This is a genomic window from Fodinicola acaciae (assembly GCF_010993745.1).
GTDB lineage: Bacteria > Actinomycetota > Actinomycetes > Mycobacteriales > HKI-0501 > Fodinicola > Fodinicola acaciae.
Window position 1 is genome coordinate 2,596,782 of the sequence record NZ_WOTN01000001.1, and the last position, 22,112, is coordinate 2,618,893.

Consider the following 22,112-nt stretch of genomic DNA (forward strand, 5'->3'; position numbering starts at 1 on the left):
GCCCACGAGTGCGTCCGGTCTGCTGACAGGACAGTCCCGCGTACGCGCCGGGTCCGGTCCATCGCCGCGGCGAGGAGGAATTTCGTGTCAGTCAAGGAAACGAACCCGGGGCCGGAGTCCGGTGGCCTGGGGGTGACGTCGGCGACCGGCCTGGTCGTCGGAAGTGTCATCGGCACCGGTGTTTTCACCATGCCGGCCGTACTGGCCGGTGCCGGCACCAGCTCGCTGATAGTGCTCGCCGTCGTGGCGGTCGGCGCGTTGCTGCTGGCCGCGTTGTTCGGTCAGCTCAGCCACCGGATCCCGAACGGCGACGGCGGTCTGTACGCGTACGCGCGACACGAGTTCGGCGACTTCGCCGGCTATCTCACCGGCTGGTGCTACTGGATTTCGGCCTGGGCCGGAAACGCGGCGATCGTCGCGTCCTGGGTTTTCTACGTCGAGGCTTTGCTCGGCGTGACGAAACCGTCCGGTTGGCTCAACTGGGGAATAGCGTTGCTCGGCCTGTGGATCCCGGCGGCGGTCAATCTGGCCGGCCTGCGGCAGATGGCCTGGCTGCAAAACCTCACCGTCGTGTTGAAATTCCTTCCATTGCTGTTCGTCGGCGTCATTGGCTGGTTTTTCGTGTCATACGGCAACTTCGGCGCCTTCAACTCCTCGGGCGGCAGCTTGTCCGGTGCGATCGCGGCGGCGGCCGGGGTGGCGTTGTTCTCCTTCATCGGCATCGAGGTCGCGGCCGTGACGGCACGCCGCGTACGCGATCCGCGGCGCAATGTCGGCCGCGCGTCACTGCTCGGAACAGCCGCCAGCGCCGTGCTCTACCTGCTTGCCGCCGGCGCGGTGATGGGTCTGGTCCGCCACGACGTGCTGGTCGGCACCGGCGCGCCGTTCGTACCGGCTGTCGAGACGATTTTCGGTCAGGCGGGCTGGGCCGGCACGCTGGTCGCCGCCGTCGCGGTGGTTTCCGGGCTCGGCGCGCTCAACGGTTGGACGCTGGTCACCGCCGAGGTCTCCCGGGCCGCCGCACAGGATGGACTCTTTCCGAGCATCTTCGCTCGTACGGACCGGAAAGGAACGGCATGGTTCGGCGTCCTGCTGACCGCGCTGCTGCCGTCGTTGCTGATGTTGTGGAGATATTTGAGCGATTCCGGTCTCGCCGTTTTCACCTTCCTGGTGAACCTGTCGGTCGTGACGGTCGCGATTCCATACTTTTTCTCCGCCTGCGCGCAACTGACCTTTCTGCTCTCGCGCCGCGGCGTGCACGGTTGGCGGCTGACCCGCGACCTGCTGATCAGCGGCCTGAGTGTGTTGTTCTCGCTGTGGGTCACACTCGCCGCCGGTTCGCTGGCCGTCTATCAGGCGTTGGTCATGGTGCTGGCCGGCGTGGTTCTTTACGCCTTCCTCAAAGCGCGTCGCGCCGGGCCGGCCAGACTCGGCACGCGATGACGGTCCGGCCACGACGGTTTGTAGCCTGACGCCATGCGAATCGTGGTGGCTCTCGGCGGCAACGCGCTGCTCCGGCGCGGCGAACATCCGGACTTTCGCGTGCAGAGTGGCCATGTGGCGCGGGCGGCCGCGGCGCTTGCCGCGCTTTCCGGACATCAACTGGTGGTCACGCACGGCAACGGTCCGCAGGTCGGCCTGCTGGCCGCCGAAAGCGAGCAGGACGGCGCGCTCAGCCGGCCCTATCCGTTCGACGTTCTCGGTGCCGAAACGCAGGGAATGATCGGCTATCTGCTCGTACAGGGCCTGGAAAACGCCGGCCTGTCCGCCGCGTGCCTGCTGTGCCGCACGGTGGTACGTCCGGACGATCCGGCGTTCCTGCGTCCCACCAAGTTCGTCGGACCGGTGTACGACGAGAAAACCGCGCGTCGGTTGGCGGTTGAGCGCGGCTGGACCGTGCGGCCGGATGGCGACGCCTGGCGCCGAGTCGTCGCCTCGCCGGATCCGATCGGCATTCTGGAGCTGCCGCTCATCCGTACGATCGCCGCGACCGGCACCGTCCTGGTGTGCGCCGGCGGTGGTGGGATCCCGGTGCGGCAGGACGGCGACCAGCTCGACGGAGTCGAGGCGGTCGTGGACAAGGACCTGACGGCGAGTCTGCTGGCGGTCGCCGTCGACGCGGATGCGTTGCTGTTGCTGACCGACGTCGACGCCGTCTACACCGACTACGGCACCCCCGCCGCACGGCCACTACACCGCACGACGGTGCGCGACCTGCGTTCGCGTTCGTTCGCCGAGGGATCGATGGGACCGAAGGTCGAGGCGGCCTGCCGGTTTGCCGAGAAGACCGGTCGTGTGGCGGTGATCGGTCGGCTCGAGGATGCGGCCGCCGCGCTGGACGGCTCAGCCGGCACGACCGTCACGGGCACGTAGAACCCAACGATAGAGCTCATCGACACCCCAGACGACGAAAGGAAAAGTCGCGAGCAGGCCGAGCGTCGGCCAGTCCAGCGGAGCGGTGCCGAACACGTCCCGGAGAAACGGCACGTACAACAGCGCCGCGGTGAAGACGAGCTCGAACCCGATCCCCCACAGCAGCAGCGGGTTGCTGAGCGGCCCGACGGCACGCAGCGAAGCCCGTTCGCATCGAGCGGCGAACGCCGTTCCGATCTGGCACGCGACGATGCCGGCGAAGGTGGCGCTGGTGGCCTCGAGATAGCCGGCGTGCAGCGGCGTGCCAGCACCGACCGGCGCGCCTGGATGCCAGCCGTGCCGCGCCAGTACGAAGAAAAACGCCGCCATCGTGAGCACCGCCGAGATCAGGCCGAGCAGCCCCCACGCGCGCCACAGCTCGCGGCCGCGGATCACGCCTTCCGAGCGCGCACGTGGCGGCCGGCGCATGATGCCTGGCTCGGCCGGTTCGCGGCCGAGGGCCAGCGCCGGCAGGGTTTCGGTGCCCAGGTCGATGGCGAGGATCTGCAACACGGTCAGCGGCAGCGGTACGAGTCCGCCGGACAGCGCGAAAACCAGGAACGGCACGATTTCCGGGGTGGCGTGCGCGAAGATGTAGAGGATGAACTTCCGTACGTTGTCGTAGACCTGACGGCCGGCGCGGATGGCGGTCACGATGGTGGCGAAGTTGTCGTCGGTGAGCACCATCGTCGCCGCCTCGCGCGCCACGTCCGTGCCGTTCCTTCCCATCGCCACGCCGATATCCGCGCGCCGCAGGGCCGGCGCGTCGTTGACGCCGTCACCGGTCATCGCGACGACCTCGCCGAGACCGCGCAACGCGTCGGCGATGCGCAGCTTGTCCTCCGGTGTCGTACGAGCGAACACCAGCTCGTCGCGGCCGGCGAGCAGTTCGTCGAGATCCTTCTCCGGCATCGCCGCGAGTTCGTCGCCGGTGATGCGGCGCAGTCCGCCACCGCCCGGCGGCCGGCCAATGCCGACGCTCGCCGCGATGGCCGCCGCGGTCAGCGGATTGTCGCCGGTCACGACATGGACGCGCAGGCCGGCGAGATGGCAGGTCGCCACCGCGTCGGCGACCTCCGGACGCGCCGGATCCACCAGCGCGACCAGGCCGAGCAGGCACAGCTCGCGTTCGAGCCCGTCGCGATCTCCGGTCGGCTGGTCCCCGAGCGCCTTGCGGGCCACCGCGATCACGCGCAAACCGCGCGACGCGAGTTCGTCGACCGCCGTGTCGACCCGCGACCGGATTGGCTCGTCGAGACCGCGCACACCGTCTGGCGTCATGATGCGCGTACACCGCGGCACGACCGCCTCTGGCGCACCTTTTGTGTGGACGTACGCGACGCCATCGAGCAGGTCCACCGTCGACATCCGGCGGAGCCGAGGATCGAAGCGGTGGACCGTCTTCCTGTCACGCTCACGGCTGGACGGGTCCACGCGGGCGCCTGAGTCGGCGGCGTATCGCAGCAGGGCGATCTCGGTCGAATCGCCTTTGTTCGCGGTCGCCTCGCTGCACCGCGCCAGCGCGAGCAGGAGACCCTCCGGCGGCTCCGCGCTGTTTTCGCCAGCGTACGACCAGATCCGCTCCACCCGCATGCGGTTCGCGGTCAGGGTGCCGGTCTTGTCGGTGCAGATCACCGTGGTGGAGCCGAGCGTCTCGACGGCACTGATCCGCTTGACCACGGCACCACGGCGAGCCAGCACGCGAACGCCGACCGCCAGTGCGAGCGTGATGGTCGGCAGCAGGCCTTCCGGCACGTTGGCGACCAGCAGGCCGATGGCGAACAGGAACGCGGCCGCCAGCGAAAGCCCGGCGAGCACGCCGACGGGCAGAAACAGCGCGCCGACGCCGACGCCGACCGCGGCGATCAGCCAGGCCACTCGCCGCACCTGCTTCTCCAGCGGGCTCAGGTCACGTCCGACCCGGTGCGTCAGCGCGGCGATCCGGCCCAGCTCGGTGGCCGCACCGGTGGCCCGCACGACCGCCTTCGCCTGACCAGAAACACAAGTGGTGCCACGAAAAACCGCGTACGGGGCGGTCAGCGAACCGCCGTCGACGCAGCCGTCCGCGGCCGTACGCAACACCGGCACCGACTCGCCGGTCAGCGCGCTGGTGTCCACCTCGACCGCACCATCGACGACGCGCGCGTCCGCCGGCACCTTGGCGCCTTCGGTGATCTCCACGACATCGCCAGGCACGACCTCGGTGGTGTCGATGTCCAGCAGCCGCCGGTCGCGCCACACCAGAGCGCGTTCCGGGACGTACGCGGCAAGTGCCTCGACGGCCCTTTCCGCATGCCGTTCCTGCAAAAACGCCAGCCCGGCGTTGAGGACGACCACGGCGACGATCGCCCCGCTGAGCACGGGTGTGCCGGCGATCCAGGCCAGGGCCGCGGCACACCACAGCACCAGCGCGAGCGGATGCACGACCTGGCGCAGCAGTTCGGCCGGCCAGCGCAGACCGCGCGTCCGCGGCAGGCTGTTGGGACCGTAGCGAATCAGCCGGCGCCGCGCTTCCCTGCCGCTGAGTCCGTCCCGCTGGGTGCCGAGCCGGACCAGCAGTGCCTCCAACGACTCGGGCTCGACCCGGTCCGGCATCGTCACCACGGTTTTCCCTTTGGTCTCGGAGAAACTCGCTACTGGTCGGTCCCGTGCAGCACGCGCAGCCGTTCCCGGTAGTCCTTCTCGTCGATCTCGCCGCGCGCGAACCGCTCGGCCAGGATCTGGTCCGGTGTCGGGCCGGCCAGCCGGCCCAACGGCCGGCCGGTGCCGCGCCCCAGATAGCCGACGAGGGCCAGGATGGCCGCGATGACCACGACCCAGAACAGCAACGTCCCGCCACCCATGGCGAGCATGCCCCAGAAGTTCATCCCGTTTCCCCACCACATCATGACGATCTCTCCTCCACTCGTGCGCAGCGGTGGTCCAGCCGCCGGCCGCCGACGGTCGCCGCCTGGCGTGCGATCTTGGCCATCACCAGGTCGACCGCCGCCACGGCGGTGCCAGCGGTGGCCTGTGCGCGTATCGGAGCACCGGCGATGTCGAGATTCACCTGCGCTCGCAACGGTTCGGTGACCGAGGGATTCATCGACCTGGTGAGGCGAACACGCGCGCTGATGACGCTGCCGTGGACGTGTTTGATCGCGACCCGCAGTTTGCGCCGCGCGTAGCTGGCGATGTCGGTGGCGATTCCTGATCCGACCGCGACCTGGATCGCCGGCGTCGAGTTGTCCATCAGCCTGGTCATCGCCGCCGTCCTCAGGTGGTGTGCTTGTTCTTCTGTCGGTGGACTGCCTGTTGCACGAAGTCCAGCCGTTCCCGTTCGTTCTCGTCGATCTCGCGCAGCACCGCGGTGTCGATGATCTCTGCGTCCGGTCCCGGAAAAACCAGCGCTTCGTTGCCGTCCAGCCATTTGACCCGGTAGGGCGGCGTTCCGTCGGCGGACCGCACTTCCAGAATGCGGCCGCGCTTACCTCGGTGGTCGACTTTTGGTCCGTACACGACCAGCCAGTCGCCGGTTTTCGCGTGCATCAGCTTCCTTTCGTCGCCGGACCGGCCGCGACACGGCCGGTCCGGCGAGCCGTCACGAGCCGGTCTCGATCCTGACCTCCACCGGCTTCTGCTCGGCTTTTTCGACCATCGGCACTCGCACCTCGAGAATTCCGTTGCGGTATTTGGCTGTCACACCGGCGGTGTCGATGCCGGCGGGCAGCGCCACCTCTCGATAGAACGAGCCATAGCGAAACTCCGAGCGCTTGCCTTCCTGCGCCGTCTCCTTGCGTTCGGCGGCGATCGCCAGCCGACCGTCGAAGGTCGTGACGTGGATGTCGGACGGGTCCAGGCCCGGCAACTCGGCGCGGATCAGCGTGCCATCCTTGTCCGTCACCTCCTCGATGTGCACCGGATGACGGTCTCCGAACGGCCAGGCGGCGTCGAACAGGTCGAAGACGTCCGGCAGGAACGGTCGGCCGGTCGGCCGGATGAGAGTCGCCATCTTGACTCCTTTCGTCGTCCACATTTCCCCTACACGGTCAACAAAACACCGACGCGAAAAGGCGGAACAGGGACCAACTTCCTTATCCCGGCGGGACAAGTCCTGCCGCACCGCGATCGTCAGGGGCCGGACAGCCCTGCCACACCCGGCGTGAATCTGCTGTGCTGACACCGAAAGGAGGCGCCGACATGAAGACCGCGATCCGACCGACACCACCGGACGCCGTACTCGGCGAGCCAACCGCACAGGACATGATGCGTACGGCGTTGTTCGCTGTCGACGAGCGCGCCAAACTCCTGGACGTCGCCGCGGCGCTGCGTCGCACCGGCGCCGGCGTGGTCCTCGTCCTCGTTGACGGCGTCCCGGTGCGGGTCGTCAACGAGCGGACCGTACGGAAGGAACTGTTGCGCGCGCTGAGCGCCGGCCAGGATCCGGTGATCGGCGCCGTCGCCGCCGGCCGCGGTCCGCGCGTGCCGGCGGCCGCTCCGGTGTCGATGGTCGCCGCCGCGTTGCTGCACGCACCGGCCGGCGCCGTGCTGGTGCATGACGCCGGCACAGTCGTCGGCCTGATCACCGCCGGCGATCTGCTGCGCTGCCTGGCCGGACAGCGACCTGCCGGTACGCGCACGCCATGGACCGGCGCGGCCACCACCATCGCGGTGGAGCCTGCGCCAGCGGCGGACCCGCGGCACCGGCCGTGTCCACCTGGATTCCATGCCGACTCCGCGGCACCTGCTTGAGGTTTCACGACAGACGCCGGCGGCGGGGACGTGTCACCCGCCGCCGGCGTTTGTCTGTCAGGTCAGGTCGGAGCAGGAGCGTACGACGGCGAACGGCGCGTCGATCGCACCGGCGGCGCGGCGTACGAACGACTGCGAGTCGAAGCCGTCGTTTCCTTCGCCGTCGTGGCAGCCGATCACCACCAGCTGCGCGTCGCCGATCGCGTCGAGCAGGTGTGCCGCGTCCTTCACACTCCTGGAAAGCACCGGCAGGTCCGGGAACTTCGCCCGCCAGCGCTGGAAAATCTCGGCGCGACCCGGATCAGGACCGGTGCTGACCGCGAGGATCGGCGCACCCCGCACGTCGGCTTCCTCGAAGGCGAAGCCGATCATGTTCTCAGTCGTCGCTGTGCCGTGCGCGCCGGCGAAGACCAGCGCGATCGGCGAGCTGGTACGCCGGTCCAGGTGCGGCAGGCCCGGTACGGCCACGACGACGCACCGGCCGTGCCGGAAGAGCGCGTAACCGGTGGCTCCGAAGACATCCGGCCGCGGTTCGGCGTCGGCCGTCCCGGTGACCACGAAGTAGGCGTCCGCGGCCACCTGGCCGATCGCCACCGTGTCGTCCGCACGCAGCAGTTCCCAGGACACCTCGACTCCCGGCGCGACGAAGGCGGCATGCGCCTGCGCGCTTTCCAGGAACCTGCCGCCGGCATGGAACGCCGCCTGGCCACTCGGGAAGTCCGCCAGGTCATCGGCGGCGCGGACAGTGTCGACCAGGTGGACCAGGCGCAGCCGCAGGCCGCGGTCCGCCGCCTCGGTCGCGGCCCACCGGACGGCACCCCACGGGTTGGCGTCCGGATCCACACCGACGACGATCGCGGTGGTGGTCGAGCTATCCCTGCTGATCATCGGTCCAGTCCTCTCGGTGGTTGGCTCCACCTCGACCGTACGCAGCCGCTCCTCGCCGCCAGCAGGGACGAATGTCCTGCCGGCACTGGAAAAAGTCAGCCGCGACCGATCCGCACCATGGCCCGCGGATCGATCGCCCCGAGATCCCTGGCGGCCGGCACGATCAACACCGGACAGGACGCGTGCCGCGCGCAGTGCGCGGCGACCGAGTCCGGCGAGGACAGGCCCGGCCCGTGACGCGCCGGCTGGCCGAGTACGAGCATCGCGGCCTGACCGGTCATCTCGACCAGCTTCTCCCCCGGCGCGCCTTCCGCGACGACAGCGCGTACGACCGAGGTCAGGCCCTCGGCGCGCACGATGTCGGCGAGCAGGCCGGCGTACTCGCCGCTCGCCATGGTGACCGCCGGCGCGGGTCCGGCGGCGATGGTGACCGGCCGGAACACCAAGACCGCCAGGACGGGACCACCGAGCCGCGCGGCCCAGCGCAGCGCGCCGATGCTGGCCGGCGAGCCGCTGACGCCGACCACGATCGTCCCGTCGACACCACGGCGTTGCCCAAACGCACTCGACATGGCTCCGTCCTCTCTCCTAGCGCAGCCGGCGCAGCAGCGGATCCTGTTGTACGCGCGGCAAAATCCGGACCCGCGCATCGACCGCGACACACCCGTCCGGCCGTACGACCAGCGGGTTGAGATCGAGTTCGGCGACCTCCGGCAGCAGCTCGGCCATCCGTCCGATCCGGATCAGGCAGTCCCGCACCGCCGCGGTGTCGGCCGGCGCGGCACCCCGATAACCGGACAGCAGCAAAGAAACCCGTAACCCGCCAACCATCTCCGCTGCGTCGACATCGGTCACCGGCGCCAGCCGGACGGCACGGTCAGCAAGCAGGTCCGTGGTCACCCCACCGGCGCCGAAGACCACCAGCGGACCGAAGACCGGGTCGCTGACCACGCCGGCCAGGGTCTCCACGCCTGGCTCGGCCATCGCCTGCACGGCGACTCCGCGCAACCGCTCACCGAACGTCGCGGCCAGCTGTTCGTAACCGGACCGCACTTTGCTTGCACCGTCGCGACCGAGCAGCACGCCACCGGCGTCGGATTTGTGCGTCATGCCGTCGACGACGGCCTTCATGGCCACGGCGCCGCCACCGAGGCTCTCGGCCGCGCGGATCGCCGCGTCGGCGGAGGTGACGACGACGGTTTCGGCCACTGGTACGCCGAAAGACCGCAGCAGCCGGACCGTCAGGTCAGGTGGCAGCCAACCACCGCCGGCGTGCTCGTCCAGCATCCCGGCGACGATTCGCCGCGCGGCCGGCAGATCGACATCGGGAAGGTCTGGCTGTTCACCCCAGGCACGCTCGCGAATCTCCGCGTACGCGCACGTCCGCGCGTACGCGGCGACCGCCACCGCCGGGTCGTTGAATCGCGGGACACGCCACTGCCGACCGCCGATGCTGGGGAGAGCGACGGCCTCGGCCTGGCCGAGCCGTACGGCCAACACCGGTTTGTCGCCACCGCTCGGCACGGCGGCTCCCGCGCCGGGATCGCCGAGCGCCGTCGGCACCGAGATCGCGATGACACCGTCGACGGCATCGTCGGCCAGAACCGTCCGGATGGCAGCGCCGAACGTACGCGCGTCGACGGTCGCCGTGGTGTCGACCGGATTGGCGACGCTGGCGCCGGCCGGCAGCAGATCCCGCAGGTCCGCGCGAGTCTGCGCGGAGAACTCCGGGACGACCAGGCCGGCCGACGCCGCAGCGTCGACGGCCACCACTCCACCACCGCCGGCGTTGCTGACGATCGCCAACCGCCGGCCGGCCGGCAGCGGCTGACTGGCCAGCGCTGCGATGAGCGCCGTCAGCTCGCCGAGCGTGTCGACCGCCACCACGCCCGCCTGCCGGAACAGGGCGTCGCGGATCGTGGCCGACGACGCGCTGGCGGCTGTGTGCGAGGCCGCGGCGCGCTGTCCGGTCTCCGAGGTGGCGGCGCGCAACGCGATCACTGGTTTGCGCGCCGAGAGCCGGCGCGCGAGCCGGGAGAACTTGCGTGGGTTGCCGAAGGATTCCATGTAGAGCACGCACAACCGGGTCGCCGGGTCGCGGCTCCACCACATCAGCAGGTCGTTGCTGCTCAGGTCGTACTTGTCACCGGTCGAGGCGAAGGTCGACAGCCCGATCCGCAGCCTGGCCAGCTCCTCCAGCACCGCGATGCCAATGCCACCGGACTGGGTCACCAGCCCGACACCACCGGGGATCGCCTGCGCGTGGCCGAAAGTGGCGTTCAGGATGCCACCGTCGCCGGCGCTGATGACGCCGAAGCAGTTGGGACCGACCATCCGCATGCCATAGCGGCCGACCGCGGCCTTCAACCGGTCGGCCAACTCCGGCTGGGCCGTGATGCCGGAGGTCAGGACGACCAGGGCGCGTACGCCGCGCGCGCCGCATTCTTCGGCCACCACTGGCACGGCCGCGGCCGGCACGCAGATCACCGCCAGGTCGGGCACCTCCGGCAGGTCACCGATCGAGGCGTACGCCGGCAGCCCGGCCACCGCCGCCGCGTGCGGGTTCACCGGATAGACGCGGCCGTTGAAGCCGCCGCGGCTCAGATTGCGCAGCACGGCGTGGCCGACGGTGTCGCAGCGGCGGCTGGCGCCGACCACCGCGACCGTCGACGGCCGGAACAACGCTCCGAGGCTGGCGATGTCGGCGACCGACTCACGACCGGCGATCGCCTCCAAGTAACCGTCGTCGGGCTCCAGCGGGATCTCGAAGTCGGTTTCGACGCCGTTGCGATGACCGCGGACCTGCAGGCCGGCGTCGGCGATCACCTTGAGCATTTTCGCGTTCTCCGCCAGGACTTCGGCGACGAACCGGCCGATGCCGTCGCGCCGCGCGGCCGAGGCCAGATGCTCCAACAACAGCGTGCCGACACCACGCGAATGCACGTCGTCGGCGACGGTGAAGGCCACTTCGGCCACCTGCCGGTCGCCGAGCGCGGAATAGCTGCCGAGCGCCACGAGCTCCCCGGCCAGCTCGACCACCAGCGCGCCGCATCCCGGATGGTCGATCTCCTCGGTCACGTGCCGCACGTACTGTTCGGCCGTACGGCCACCGACGCTGAAGAAACGCAGATATGTGCTGCGTTCGGTCAAATCCCGGTGCAGCGCCAGTGCGGCGTCCTGGTCACTTCGCGCGTACGGCCGGATGGTCGCCACCGCGCCGTCGACCAGCAGGACCCGCATCGGTTCGGTCGCGATCATCGTCGTCCTCCGGGTCAGAGCCGCGCACCGACATAGCCGGCCAGGTCGGCCAGCCGCGCGGTGTAGCCCCATTCGTTGTCGTACCAGCCGAAAATCTTCACGAAGTCGCCGTTTGCCTGCGTGAGCAACGAATCGAACACGCACGATGCCGAATCGCCTATGACGTCACGGGAAACGATCGGGGCGGTCGCGTACCGGAGCACGCCGGCCAACCGTCCTCCGGCGGCGTTTTCGAAGGCCTCGTTGATGTCGTCGGCGGTCGCCGGCCGGTCCAGCAACAGCGTCAGGTCGGTCAGCGATCCGTCCTCGACCGGCACGCGTACGGCGATGCCGTCGACCGCGCCGTCGAGTTCGGGGATGACCAGGCCGACCGCGCGGGCCGCTCCGGTGCTGGTCGGAATGACGTTCACCGCGGCCGAGCGCGCTCTGCGCAGGTCCTTGTGCGGACCGTCCAACAGCGACTGGTCGTTGGTGTAGCCATGGATCGTCGTCATCAGGCCTTTGCCGACACCGAAACTCTCGTGCATCACGTGGATCATCGGGACCACGCAGTTGGTCGTGCAGGAGGCGTTGGAAACGATGTCGTGGCGATCCGGGTCGTACGCGTGATGGTTGACCCCCATCACGACCGTCAGGTCGACACCTTTGCCCGGCGCGGAAAGCAGGACCTTGCGCGCGCCGGCCTTCAGGTGCGCACTCGCGGCCTCGTAGGTCCGGAACCTGCCGGTCGACTCGATGACCACGTCCACGCCACGGTCACCCCAGTCGAGCCGGCTCGGCTCGTGCTCGGCGGTGACGGCGATTTCCCGGCCGTCGACCAGCAACGAGGTCGGCGTGTGGTCGACCGGCCGGTCCAACGTGCCGTACGTCGAGTCGTACTTGAGCAGGTGCGCCAACGTCGCGGGTCCGGTCACGTCGTTGACCGCGACCACCTTCAGCTGCGAATCCAGCGTCTGGCGCAAGAAATTGCGTCCGATGCGGCCAAAACCATTGATCCCTATGCGCACGGTCATGCGACCCTCCTCAACCTCGTCGGCATCTCCATCCGACCCTCGGCAGCCGTACGAATGCAGGGACGAACGTCCCGAAATGACCGGGCTGTGCTGTCCCAGGCACCATCGGAAGGCGGGACTTTCGGCCATGTCGCGGCAAATGAGCACCGAGGATCGTCGTGGTATGGAGGAGAGATCCGCGCATATCGTCGTCGGGGTGGACGGCCGTCCACAGAGCGAGCCGGCCATTCGCTGGGCCGCGCGAGAAGCCGCGGTCACCGGTCAACAGGTCACCCTGGCCTACGCGCTCGAGCCGCCGGTCGCGATTCCGGCCATCGCCGAACCCGGCCGGCAACTCGACGTCGCCGAATCCGCACTGGAATCCGCGGCGGCGATCGTGCACGCGATCGCACCGTATGCTCGGCTCACGATCAAGGCCGTCGTCGGTCACGCTGCGCGCGTGCTGCTCGACGAGTCCGCCGACGGCGCCCTCGTCGTCATCGGCCGCAACTCCAGCAATGTCGTGCAGCGGCTGCTGTCCGGCTCCGTCGGCGCTCGTCTCGCCGGCGACGCGTCCACCGCGGTCGTCGTGGTGCCACCTGGCGGAGCGTCGCCGGCCGCCGGCGCTCCGGTCGTGGTCGGTGTGGACCGATCGCTGGAGGCCGCCGGTGCCGCCGAACTCGCCGCCGCCTACGCCGAATCTCGCGGCGTGGCACTGGAGATCGTCTCCGCCTGGCAGGTTTTCCCGTCACACAACATGTCCGACCTGAACGCCGAGGCGGCGAAGGCCGAGCAACTGGTGAACGAGACCGCACTCGAGCTGACCCGGCGGCATCCATCCGTACCGATGCGTGCGTGTATCCGAGCCGCGCGAGCCGCGGACACTCTGGTCACGCTGTCCCGGTCGGCGCGTCTGGTGGTGGTCGGGTCACGCGGTCATGGCCAGGGATCGGGACTGCTGCTCGGATCCGTCAGCCAGTCCGTCCTCCGCCGCGCCGCCTGTCCGGCGATGGTCACCCACGCACTCGCCACGCAGGCAACCGGCGTACTCGTTCCGTGAACCGAAAACGGCCGGCCATCGCGGCCGGCCGTTTCGTGACGCGGTCAGGCGAACTCGTCGATCTCGCGGCCGGTGCGGATGACCGCGACCGGGCAGCTGGCGCGGTGCACCATGGCGCGGCTCACCGATCCGAGCAACAGGCTGGCGAATCCGCCGCGTCCGCGGGATCCGACCACCAGCAACTGCGCGTCCTTGGACGCGTTCAGCAGCGTCCCGACAGCACGTCCGCGTACGAGGGTCGGCCGCACTTCGACGTCCGGGAACTTCTCCCGCCAGCCGGCCAACAACTCCGAGGTAGTGATGCGTTCGTCCTCCTCGACCGCGTCCCAGTCGATGAACTGCGGCAACACCATGCCCGGCGCGACATCGGCGGCCGTGTCGCTCCACACTCGGATCGCCACCAGTGGGACGCGCCGGCGCGAGGCGGCCTCGAAGGCGAATTCCAGTACGTCGTCGAAGCAGGTGCGGCCGGGCTCCGCGGGATACGGATCCAGGCCGACGACAACCGGCTCGGATCCGTTGAGCTCGTGGTCGTGTACGACGATGACCGGGCACGGTGAATGCGCGGCGACGGGGGCGGCCGTCGACCCGAGCAGCGCGCTGGCCACCGCGCCGTGACCGCTGGAGCCGACCACGACCATGGACGCCGACTTCGCCGCGGTCAACAGCGCGTGCGCCGGCCGCAGGTGGATCAGCGAACTGTGCACGCGTACGTTCGGCTCGATCGACCGGACGTGTTCGACAGCTTTGTCCAGCAGCTGTTGGCAGGCCCGGTCGATGGTCTCGTCGTCCCATTCGTACGCGGCCGCCTCCGGTGTGCTGGTGAAGACAGGTCGCGGTGAACCGTGCACGATCCGCATCGGCAGATGCCGGTCGGCGGACTCGTGCGCGGCCCAGGTCACCGCCTTGAGCGCCTCCGCCGATCCGTCATACCCGACAACCACGGGGTGGCCGTTGGTCATTTGTGACACCTCCAGATGAGCGCTCGGACGAATTTCTACGTGTCGTTGGGGCGGACCTGCCGCGGCCAACCGTTCTCCATGCCGGCCCATTCGCGATCCCAATCCCGCAGCCGTGACCGGTCCAGGATCAGCCGTACGGTCCAATAGAAAAGCGCGGCGGCGACAACGCCGACGAACGACAGCCACACCCCGGCGGTGAGTGCCGCGAAGAAGACTCCGGTCGGTGTCTTCGGAGCGGTCACCAGCTTGCCGTCGCGGTCGACCCACACCGGTGTCGTGGCACCGGCGGGCAGGTCCGTGTCGATCTTGGCGCGGTCGGTGTGGCGCGCACCGTCCGGTGTTTTCCACGCCACCAGAACGAAAGACGTGCCGCGAACACCGGTCGTGCTGGTGCCGGAGGGGATCGCCGCCTCCAGCAGGGTGGCCTGCGTCTGGTGTCGTTCGGTGCGCTGCACGGCGGCCGTACGGGACTCCTGCTGATAGGTGTTGACGGCGAACGACGGCGCGAGTCCGATCGTGGCCATCGCACCGAGCAGTGCCACGCCGTACGCGATGCCTTCGACGCGGTCGGACCGGCGACGCATCGGGTTGGCACCGAAACCGAGCCGCCGCAGCGCGATCGCCGGCATCCGGCGAATGCGGAACAGGAACATCACGACAACCCTCCCGGCATCGGATTTGCTGCATTCCAGCGCTTTTCCGTTGTCCCAAGTCTGGTCCGGTCCGGTGGCCGGCCACCGGGTCATCGGTCCCCTGACCGGACGCGTGAGGGCCCGTGTTTTCGGGACGTTAGACCAGGGACTTCTCGCCTGCCGGCACCGGATCGGCCAGCGCGGCCAGCACCGCGTCGCCGTCGACGGTCTCGGCCTCGATCAACCGCTCGGCCAGCCGGTCGAGTGCGGTGCGGTGATCTCGCAGGAGCTGGACCGCGCGTTCTTCGGCGCTGCGCAACAATCTCGACACCTCGAGGTCGATCTTTTGTTGTGTCTGCTCGGAATAGGCCCACCGCACCGGGCTGACTCCGACGTCGCCGAGCTCAGCGGCGGCGCCGTCGCCGTCCGAATAGCCGACCGGTCCAAGCGCGGCGGACAGGCCGAACTCGCGGACCATCCGGATGGCGATCTGCGTCGCGCCGGCCAGGTCGCTCGCGGCGCCGGTCGAGCCTTCGCCGAAGACGACCAGCTCGGCCGCGCGGCCGCCAAGCCGGACCGCGAGCAGGTCGTGCAGATAGCCCTCACTGTAGAGATGGCGCTCGGCCTCCGGCAGTTGTTCGGTCACCCCGAGCGCGACACCGGCCGGCAGGATCGTCACCTTCGCGACCGGATCCGCGTGTTCGCACAGGGTGGCCAGCAACGCGTGTCCGGACTCGTGCACGGCGACGGCGCGTCTTTCCTCCGGCAGCAAGGCGTTGGAGGTCTCGCGGCGACCGAGCAGCACGCGGTCGCGAGCGGCGTCCAGATCCGCCGCGGTGATGGTCGTTCGGCCATCGCGTACCGCGTTGATGGCTCCCTCGTTGACCAGGTTTGCCAGGTCGGCCCCGGAAAAGCCGGGGGTCGCGCGGGCGATCGTGCCGAGCTCGATCTCGGGTGCGAGGTGTTTTCCCTTGACATGTACGGCCAGGATCGCCGCGCGTTCGGCCTGGTTCGGCAACGGTACGGTCACCTGCCGGTCGAACCGGCCCGGTCGCAACAGGGCTGCGTCGAGGGTTTCCGGCCGGTTCGTGGCGGCGAGCACGACGATGCCGCTGCGCTCGTCGAAACCGTCCATCTCGGCGAGCAGTTGGTTGAGCGTCTGTTCGCGCTCCTCATGACCGCCGGTCGGCTGTACGCTGCGGCGGCTGCCGATCGCGTCGATCTCATCGATGAAGATGATCGCCGGCGCGCGTTTTCTGGCTTCCTCGAACAGATCCCGTACGCGTGAGGCGCCGACGCCGACGAACATCTCGACGAAGGCGGAGCCGGTGACCGAGAAGAACGGCACCTCGGCCTGTCCGGCCACCGCTCGCGCGAGTAGCGTTTTCCCGGTGCCAGGTGGACCGACCATGATGACACCGCGCGGCCCACGTGCGCCGGCGGCCGCATAACGCTCCGGCTGGCGCAGAAAGTCGACGATCTCGCTGACCTCCTGTTTGACTCCGTCGTAGCCGGCGACATCGGCGAATCTGGTCCGCGGACGCTGCGCGTCGATGAGTTTGGCTTTGGAGCGGCCGAAAGTGCCGGCGCCGAGACCTCCACCAGCGGTCATCGTCCGGCCGGCGGCCCGCGCGGCCCACCACATCAACCCGATGATCACCATGAACGGCAGGAAACTCAGGATGGTTATCCAGGTCGAGCCGCCGCCGGCGGTCGCCTCGACCCTGACGTGCCTGGCCTGCAGGAGCTGACCGAACTGGCCGGTCCCGAGTGCGGTCGGCAGCTGGCTGGTGAACGCGCCGCCGGTCTTGTACGTGCCGGTGACCGAGCCGTCGCCACCGATCGTCACCGACGCCACCTTGCCGGCGGTCACGTTCGCCACCAGATCGGAGTACGACAGCGACGTCGAGGCCGGCGGTCCGCCGGCCGCCACGATCCACACCACCAGGCCGCCGATGCCGAGCACCACCAGCGGCAACAGCACGTGTTGCCACCACGGCGCCGGCCGGGGTTCGGGTTTCGGCGGCGGACTGTCAGGCGGCGGACCGGATTTCGCCCGAGCGGTGAAATGCCGCGTCGCCGCCGCAGAACGTGTCACCGGTGGGCCTCGCGGTGCGTCGGAACGACGACCACCGGACAGCTCGCCTGCCGCATGAGCGCCTGGCTGACCGAGCCGAGCACCAACCCCGCGAGGCCGCCGCGACGACGGCTGCCGACGACGACCAGCTGAGCGCTGGTGGAGGCCTCCAGCAGTGCCGGTGCGGGCAGTTCCTCGACGATCTCCTCGGAGACGATGACGCCGGGGAAGGAGTCGCGCCAGGGTTCCAGCCGGCCGGCCATCGCCGCATGCTCTGCTGCCGCAGCGGAACGCCAATCACGATAAGGGAAAACCGTTGTCGTCGGGACAAGCCGCGCGTTTTCCGTGCTGATCGCTCGCAGGATCGACAGCGGCGCGTGGCGCCGGTCGGCCATCTCGAACGCGAGCCGGATCACGGCATCGACGTCGGGGGCGACACCGACGTCAACGCCGAGTACGACCGGTGCCTGCGACCGCTCGCGCGCCGACCAGTCCTCACCTCGTACGACGACCACGGGGCACTCGGCGCGTGCGGCGACGGCGGCCGGCACGGAACCGCACGCGCCGCTTCGCCGGTGGCTGCGGCCGACGACGACCAGCTCCGAGGTGCCACTGGCGACGACCAACGCGTCGATCGGGTTGGAATGCAACACCGACGGATAGACGTAGACGGCCGGCACCGCATCCGCGACGACCGTGACCGCCTTGTCCAGTGCTTTCTGTGCGGCGGTCCCGATTCCGGCGGTGCCGGACGGCTCGGTGGCGGCGTACGCGAGGCGCAACGGAATGCCGCGCGACAGCGCCTCGGCGGCACCCCAGCGAACCGCGTCCAGTCCTTCGGCCGAGCCGTCGACCCCCACGGTGACCGGCCGCGCCGCGACGCGGTAACGGTTTCTCATCACCGCGCCTGTCCAGGTGTGTCGGCGACGAAGAGGTCAGCCAGCGAGCGGCGGCCGGTCGGCGGCATGTTCAGCAGCGGGTGGCCGATCCTGAGCAACATCTGCGGGTGGTCCACTGTGGACAGTCGGGTGGCCAACTCGGCGCGGGTCCGCGGGACCTCGATGACCTGTTCGGACAGTCCGACGACCAGGCCGTGGTGGGTGACGGTGAGCAGGATCTGCTGCAACGCCATGCCGGCGCGCAGCCAGTCCATGGGCCGGTCTTCACGGGTCGTGAGGATCGCGACGGTGCTACGGGCCAGCGCGTCCTCCACCTGGCGGGCGTCCACGCCACCGAGAGTCGGCCGGTGGACGATCCCGTCGTACGGGTATGGCGCGTGTCCCACGGACGCGCTCGTCAGGCCCGCGTCATCGCCGCGCTGACGCATCCAGTTTCCCAGCTCTGCCTGAAAATCCGGGTCGGTGGCCTGCATCGTGGCGGCACCCACCATCAGCTCGGCGATCCGCTGGCGTTCATAGGTGTCGGCCACGACATGCAGCCGGCACGAGTGCGCGGCCGCGACAACCTCGATCGCCTCCAGCAGTCGCGGCGGGACGGTCCCCGGTCCGAACACCTGCCGGTAGGTGCGCCGCTGGCGCATCGCCGCGTACATCCGGAGGTCCACCTCACCGGCCCGTTGCCGCGCGCCGCGCCGGATCCGCGCGACCAGGCCGGTCATGGCCGGCACGGGAAGCAGCTCGGTGTGCACGGTCCAGCCGAGCCGCCGCATCGCGACCTCGACGTTGAACACCGCGGCACCGCAGGAGATCATCCGTTCCCGACCGGCCGGATCGATGTGCGGAAGGTCGCGGACCGGGTCCTGGAAAACGTCCATCCCGTCGGCCACAGCGCGGATGGCCCACGGCTGGGTGTTCAGCACGGACGGTGCCAGCCCCGCCGCCTCGGCCAGTGCCGCGACCTCCTCGGGACTGAACGGCGGTTGCTCGTCGAGTTGCGAGCGAAACCGCGCTCGCTGGATTTCTGTCATTCCCCGACGCTATGAGCCGGCCGTTGCGCGACGCAGAGCCGAAAGTCCCCGGTCAGCCGGGACATCCGCGGACAACGGAAACCCGGGCCGAAGCCCGGGTCCCTCGATCCTTCTGCCTTACGGTGTGTTCTTGTCGCGGAGTCTCGCGCCGTAGACAGCGGCCTGCGTACGTCGTTCGACGCCGAGCTTGGCGAACAGGTTGGACGCGTAGTTTTTCACGGTTTTCTCCGCGATGAACATCGTCTCGGCGATCTGCCGGTTGGTCAGGCCATCCGCGATGAGCGACAGAATCCGCCGCTCCTGAGCCGTCAACGACGCCAACCGCTTGTCTTCCTTGGGTGGCTCACGCAACCGCGCCAACACCTCACCGGTCATCGCCGGATCCAGCAACGACTGACCCTTCGCCACGATCCGGATCCCCTCGGCCAGGTCCGTGCCACGGATCTGCTTGAGCACATAACCGGCCGCGCCGGCCATGATCGCCGCGAAAAGCGCATCCGCGTCGTCGTAGGAGGTCAGAATGATGGCCTTGATCCGCGGATCTCGCGCCCGGATCTCCCGACACACGTCGATCCCCGACCCGTCGGGCAGCCGCGCGTCCAACACCGCCACGTCCGGCCGCAACGCCGGAATCCGCCGCGCCGCCTCCTCCGCCGACCCGGACTCACCGATCACCTCGATGCCGGCGTCGGTGAGCATCTCGCGTACGCCTCGACGCACCACCTCGTGGTCGTCCAGCAGGAACACCCGAATCGGTTCGCCGTCGGCCATAGTTGTTTCTACCGCATCCGGCGAGCTCACTGCTCATCCTGCTCGTGGACGGTACGCACGACCGCGACCGGACACTGCGCGTAGTGCGCCACCTGCCGACTCACCGACCCCAGCAGCAGACCGGCCAGTCCACCGCCGCCACGCGAGCCGACCACGACCAACTGCGCGCTTGCCGAAACGTGCACCAGTGCCACCCCCGGCCGGTCACGTACGATCTTGACGTCGACCGGCACGTCCGGAAACTTCGCCCTCCACGGTCCGATCAGCCGTTCGGCCAGCAGCCGGCCGTGCTCCTCGATCGCGCTCCATTCCAGCAGCGGCGGCGGATAGAATCCCGGTGCCGGGTCGACCAGGATGTCGTTCCAGGCGTGCAGCACGACCATCGGCACCTCGCGTGCCGCCGCTTCCTCCAACGCGAACCCGACCAGTTCGTCGGCCGGCCTGTCGTCGACGCCGAGCACGACCGGCAGCTTGTCGGATTCGTCCTGCTTGCTGGGATGCGCGATCACCACGGGACACCCGGCGCGGCCGACCAACGTGGCACCGGTCGAGCCGAACAACAGGCCGGTGACCTGTCCCATGCCGCGCGAACCGATGACGACCATCGAGGCCGACTCGGCGGCGGAGAGCAACGCGGCCGCACCTGCGCGGTGGACGACGCGTGCGCTCAGCCGCACGTTTGGCCGCACTGATCTGGCACGTGCCGCGGCATCGTCCAGGATGCGCCTGTGCGCGCGGTCCATCGCCGCCTTGTCCCACCTCATCAGCCGGCCGTCCGGCAGAGCGACCCGTGGTGGCGGCGGCGCGCCGAGGACGAGTTCGAGGTCCAGGTCACGGCGTACGGCCTCCGCGGTCCCCCAGGCGATCGCCTCGTTTGCACCGTCGGATCCGTCGACGCCGACGATGATCGGCCGGTCTGGCCTGCGGTTTGCGATGTTCATGCCGTTGACCGTACGAACCGGACTCGCGCCGCTGCAGGGACAAACGTCCCGGACGGACGGGGACGACTGCCGGCTCGGATCGGGACGGTACGCACTGCTCGGCGGCGCGTCCCCGGCCTGACGATGGCCTCGCCAGCAACGGCGAGGAGGAGATCCGATGAGCACCGACAGGCCCATCGTCGTCGGCATCGACGGCACGATGGAAGCGCGGGACGCGGCTCGATGGTCGGCGGCCGAGGCGATGCGACGCGGTGCTCCGGTCCTGCTCCTGCATGCGATGGTCCCCGGCGACTACGCCGGGACTTCCCACAAGAAGCCGGAAAAGCTGGCCAGCGACTGGCTCGAGCAGGCGGCCGCGGACGTACGCGCCGTCTGGCCGGGCGCTCCGGTGTCGGCGCGGCTCTGCGACGGTCCGGCGGAGGCCGAGCTGGTCCACCAGTCCACGCACGCCGCGTTGGTCGTCATCGGCACCCGCGGATTCGGCCGGCCGCTTGAGTCGCTGACCGATTCTCCGGCGATCACCATCGCTCGGCACGTCGAGTGTCCGCTGGTCACCGTGCCACACGACCGTCCGGCGCCGCCGGACGGCGCGGTCGTGGTCGGCGTCGACGGGTCGTCGGTCAGCGAACAGGCCACCGGTTTCGCCTTCGAGGAAGCCAAACTCCGGCACTGTCCGCTGGTCGCGGTGCACACCTGGAGTGACGTGGCGCTGGAGGACGACCACGCGGTGGCCCGCCGCGTCGGCAGTTGGCAACGCATCCGTGAGGAGGAGAAACTCCTGCTGGCCGACCGCCTCGCCGGCTGGCAGCGAAAGTATCCGGACGTGCACGTCCTGCGCGTGGTCACCCAGGACCGGCCGGTACGCAGCCTGCTCGAACACGCCGCCGGAGCGCAACTGCTGGTGGTGGGCTCGCGTGGCCGCGGCGGCTACGAGGGAATGCTGCTCGGTTCGACCAGCCAGGCACTGCTCTACAGCTGTCCGTGTCCGCTCGCCGTCGTGCGTCACACCCGCTAGTGGTGTGTTGCTGAAATGGGATGCCGGGTCCGGTGATCCAGAAGGCGGCTGGGCGTGCCGGGAAAGCGCCCTCATACCGGGGCGTATCCGGGCGCCTTCCCGGTGCGTCCAGGCGGCTTCTGGGCGCCGGAACCGGCGTGCCATTTCGGAAACACACCACTAGGAAGCAAGAAAGCCATGTTGCGTACGAAAAAATGGTCGACGGAGATCTTCATCGACGAGCAGGACGACGGCGTACACGCGGAAGTGCGCCTGCACACCTGCGACAACACCCACCTGGTCGGCGTCGGCGTCGCCGCGACGAATCCGGACGACGTGAACGTGCCGGAGATCGACGACGAGATCGCCGTCGCGCGAGCACTGGCCAACCTGTCCCGCGAGCTCCTGCACGCGGCGACCGAAGACATAGAAGGCATTCACGACCAACGCGCACAGCGCTAACAGGA

22 protein-coding genes are annotated in these 22,112 nt (G+C 69.3%); 6 read left to right on the top strand and 16 right to left on the bottom strand.

The window, feature by feature from the left end:
* Positions 1-84: 84 nt before the first annotated feature.
* Positions 85-1,443 carry an amino acid permease gene (locus GNX95_RS12115; protein WP_222853532.1) on the top strand — a complete coding sequence of 453 codons (1,359 nt, stop codon included), beginning with the start codon at positions 85-87 and terminating at the stop codon, positions 1,441-1,443.
* 33 nt (positions 1,444-1,476) lie between these two features.
* Positions 1,477-2,373, top strand: coding sequence for a carbamate kinase (locus tag GNX95_RS12120; RefSeq protein ID WP_163507188.1), 897 nt, complete (start codon positions 1,477-1,479; stop codon positions 2,371-2,373).
* On the opposite strand, the gene GNX95_RS12125 is transcribed toward GNX95_RS12120, so the two are convergent.
* From GNX95_RS12125 to GNX95_RS12145, 5 genes are read right to left on the bottom strand one after another with little or no spacing between them, the layout of a single operon-like run.
* Positions 2,344-5,007: a cation-translocating P-type ATPase gene (locus GNX95_RS12125; RefSeq protein ID WP_163507189.1), complete on the bottom strand. Its 2,664-nt coding sequence runs from the start codon at positions 5,005-5,007 to the stop codon at positions 2,344-2,346. The two genes, GNX95_RS12120 and GNX95_RS12125, sit on opposite strands and share 30 nt — an antisense overlap.
* Before the next feature lie 38 nt (positions 5,008-5,045).
* Positions 5,046-5,300 carry an SHOCT domain-containing protein gene (locus GNX95_RS12130; RefSeq protein ID WP_163507190.1) on the bottom strand — a complete coding sequence of 85 codons (255 nt, stop codon included), beginning with the start codon at positions 5,298-5,300 and terminating at the stop codon, positions 5,046-5,048.
* Positions 5,297-5,656 (bottom strand): HPF/RaiA family ribosome-associated protein, encoded by a 360-nt coding sequence (locus GNX95_RS12135; RefSeq protein ID WP_163507191.1) that lies wholly within the window; start codon positions 5,654-5,656, stop codon positions 5,297-5,299. The genes GNX95_RS12130 and GNX95_RS12135 overlap by 4 nt, the downstream gene beginning before the upstream one ends.
* 11 nt (positions 5,657-5,667) lie before the next feature.
* On the bottom strand, positions 5,668-5,940 hold the full coding sequence (locus tag GNX95_RS12140; protein ID WP_163507192.1) for a DUF1918 domain-containing protein: 273 nt from the start codon (positions 5,938-5,940) through the stop codon (positions 5,668-5,670).
* Between the two features lie 52 nt (positions 5,941-5,992).
* A complete protein-coding gene (locus GNX95_RS12145) occupies positions 5,993-6,403 on the bottom strand; it encodes an Hsp20/alpha crystallin family protein (RefSeq protein WP_163507193.1) in 411 nt (136 codons plus the stop codon).
* A 188-nt stretch (positions 6,404-6,591) separates the two neighbouring features.
* On the opposite strand from GNX95_RS12145, the gene GNX95_RS12150 reads away from it, so the two are divergent.
* Positions 6,592-7,143 carry a CBS domain-containing protein gene (locus tag GNX95_RS12150; RefSeq protein WP_163507194.1) on the top strand — a complete coding sequence of 184 codons (552 nt, stop codon included), beginning with the start codon at positions 6,592-6,594 and terminating at the stop codon, positions 7,141-7,143.
* 57 nt (positions 7,144-7,200) lie between these two features.
* Here the strand turns inward: GNX95_RS12150 and GNX95_RS12155 are convergent, their stop codons facing one another.
* The 4 genes from GNX95_RS12155 to gap all read right to left on the bottom strand — a co-directional run bounded on the left by GNX95_RS12155 (position 7,201) and on the right by gap (position 12,302).
* Complete coding sequence (locus GNX95_RS12155; RefSeq protein WP_163507195.1) at positions 7,201-8,031, bottom strand: universal stress protein; 831 nt, start codon at positions 8,029-8,031, stop codon at positions 7,201-7,203.
* Positions 8,032-8,126: 95 nt separating this feature from the next.
* Positions 8,127-8,603 (bottom strand): universal stress protein, encoded by a 477-nt coding sequence (locus tag GNX95_RS12160; protein ID WP_163507196.1) that lies wholly within the window; start codon positions 8,601-8,603, stop codon positions 8,127-8,129.
* A 16-nt stretch (positions 8,604-8,619) separates the two neighbouring features.
* Complete coding sequence (locus GNX95_RS12165) at positions 8,620-11,289, bottom strand: bifunctional acetate--CoA ligase family protein/GNAT family N-acetyltransferase (protein WP_222853533.1); 2,670 nt, start codon at positions 11,287-11,289, stop codon at positions 8,620-8,622.
* A gap of 14 nt (positions 11,290-11,303) precedes the next feature.
* Positions 11,304-12,302: a type I glyceraldehyde-3-phosphate dehydrogenase gene (gene gap / locus GNX95_RS12170; protein WP_163507197.1), complete on the bottom strand. Its 999-nt coding sequence runs from the start codon at positions 12,300-12,302 to the stop codon at positions 11,304-11,306.
* 163 nt (positions 12,303-12,465) lie between these two features.
* Here gap and GNX95_RS12175 point away from each other — a divergent pair, with 163 nt between their 5' ends.
* Positions 12,466-13,341 (top strand): universal stress protein, encoded by an 876-nt coding sequence (locus GNX95_RS12175; protein WP_163507198.1) that lies wholly within the window; start codon positions 12,466-12,468, stop codon positions 13,339-13,341.
* A 44-nt stretch (positions 13,342-13,385) separates the two neighbouring features.
* Here the strand turns inward: GNX95_RS12175 and GNX95_RS12180 are convergent, their stop codons facing one another.
* The 7 genes from GNX95_RS12180 to GNX95_RS12210 all read right to left on the bottom strand — a co-directional run bounded on the left by GNX95_RS12180 (position 13,386) and on the right by GNX95_RS12210 (position 20,651).
* Entirely contained in the window at positions 13,386-14,303 is a 918-nt protein-coding gene (locus GNX95_RS12180; RefSeq protein WP_163507199.1) for a universal stress protein, read from the bottom strand.
* Between the two features lie 35 nt (positions 14,304-14,338).
* A complete protein-coding gene (locus GNX95_RS12185) occupies positions 14,339-15,049 on the bottom strand; it encodes an Rv1733c family protein (RefSeq protein ID WP_163507200.1) in 711 nt (236 codons plus the stop codon).
* Positions 15,050-15,092: 43 nt separating this feature from the next.
* On the bottom strand, positions 15,093-17,033 hold the full coding sequence (ftsH, locus tag GNX95_RS12190) for an ATP-dependent zinc metalloprotease FtsH (protein WP_163507201.1): 1,941 nt from the start codon (positions 17,031-17,033) through the stop codon (positions 15,093-15,095).
* Positions 17,030-17,911, bottom strand: a complete 882-nt coding sequence (locus GNX95_RS12195) for a universal stress protein (protein ID WP_163507202.1) — start codon at positions 17,909-17,911, stop codon at positions 17,030-17,032. Before GNX95_RS12195 ends, ftsH begins: the two co-directional genes overlap by 4 nt.
* Complete coding sequence (locus GNX95_RS12200; protein WP_163507203.1) at positions 17,911-18,939, bottom strand: Acg family FMN-binding oxidoreductase; 1,029 nt, start codon at positions 18,937-18,939, stop codon at positions 17,911-17,913. Before GNX95_RS12200 ends, GNX95_RS12195 begins: the two co-directional genes overlap by 1 nt.
* Positions 18,940-19,056: 117 nt before the next feature.
* Entirely contained in the window at positions 19,057-19,710 is a 654-nt protein-coding gene (locus tag GNX95_RS12205) for a response regulator (protein WP_163507204.1), read from the bottom strand.
* A 26-nt stretch (positions 19,711-19,736) separates the two neighbouring features.
* A complete protein-coding gene (locus tag GNX95_RS12210) occupies positions 19,737-20,651 on the bottom strand; it encodes a universal stress protein (protein WP_163507205.1) in 915 nt (304 codons plus the stop codon).
* 157 nt (positions 20,652-20,808) lie between these two features.
* Between GNX95_RS12210 and GNX95_RS12215 the strand changes: the two genes are divergently transcribed.
* Together GNX95_RS12215 and GNX95_RS12220 are read left to right on the top strand one after the other, a co-directional pair.
* The gene (locus tag GNX95_RS12215; RefSeq protein WP_163507206.1) at positions 20,809-21,666 is read left to right on the top strand and encodes a universal stress protein; all 858 of its coding nucleotides are present in this window, start codon (positions 20,809-20,811) and stop codon (positions 21,664-21,666) included.
* A 177-nt stretch (positions 21,667-21,843) separates the two neighbouring features.
* The gene (locus GNX95_RS12220; RefSeq protein WP_163507207.1) at positions 21,844-22,107 is read left to right on the top strand and encodes a DUF1876 domain-containing protein; all 264 of its coding nucleotides are present in this window, start codon (positions 21,844-21,846) and stop codon (positions 22,105-22,107) included.
* Positions 22,108-22,112: the final 5 nt, after the last annotated feature.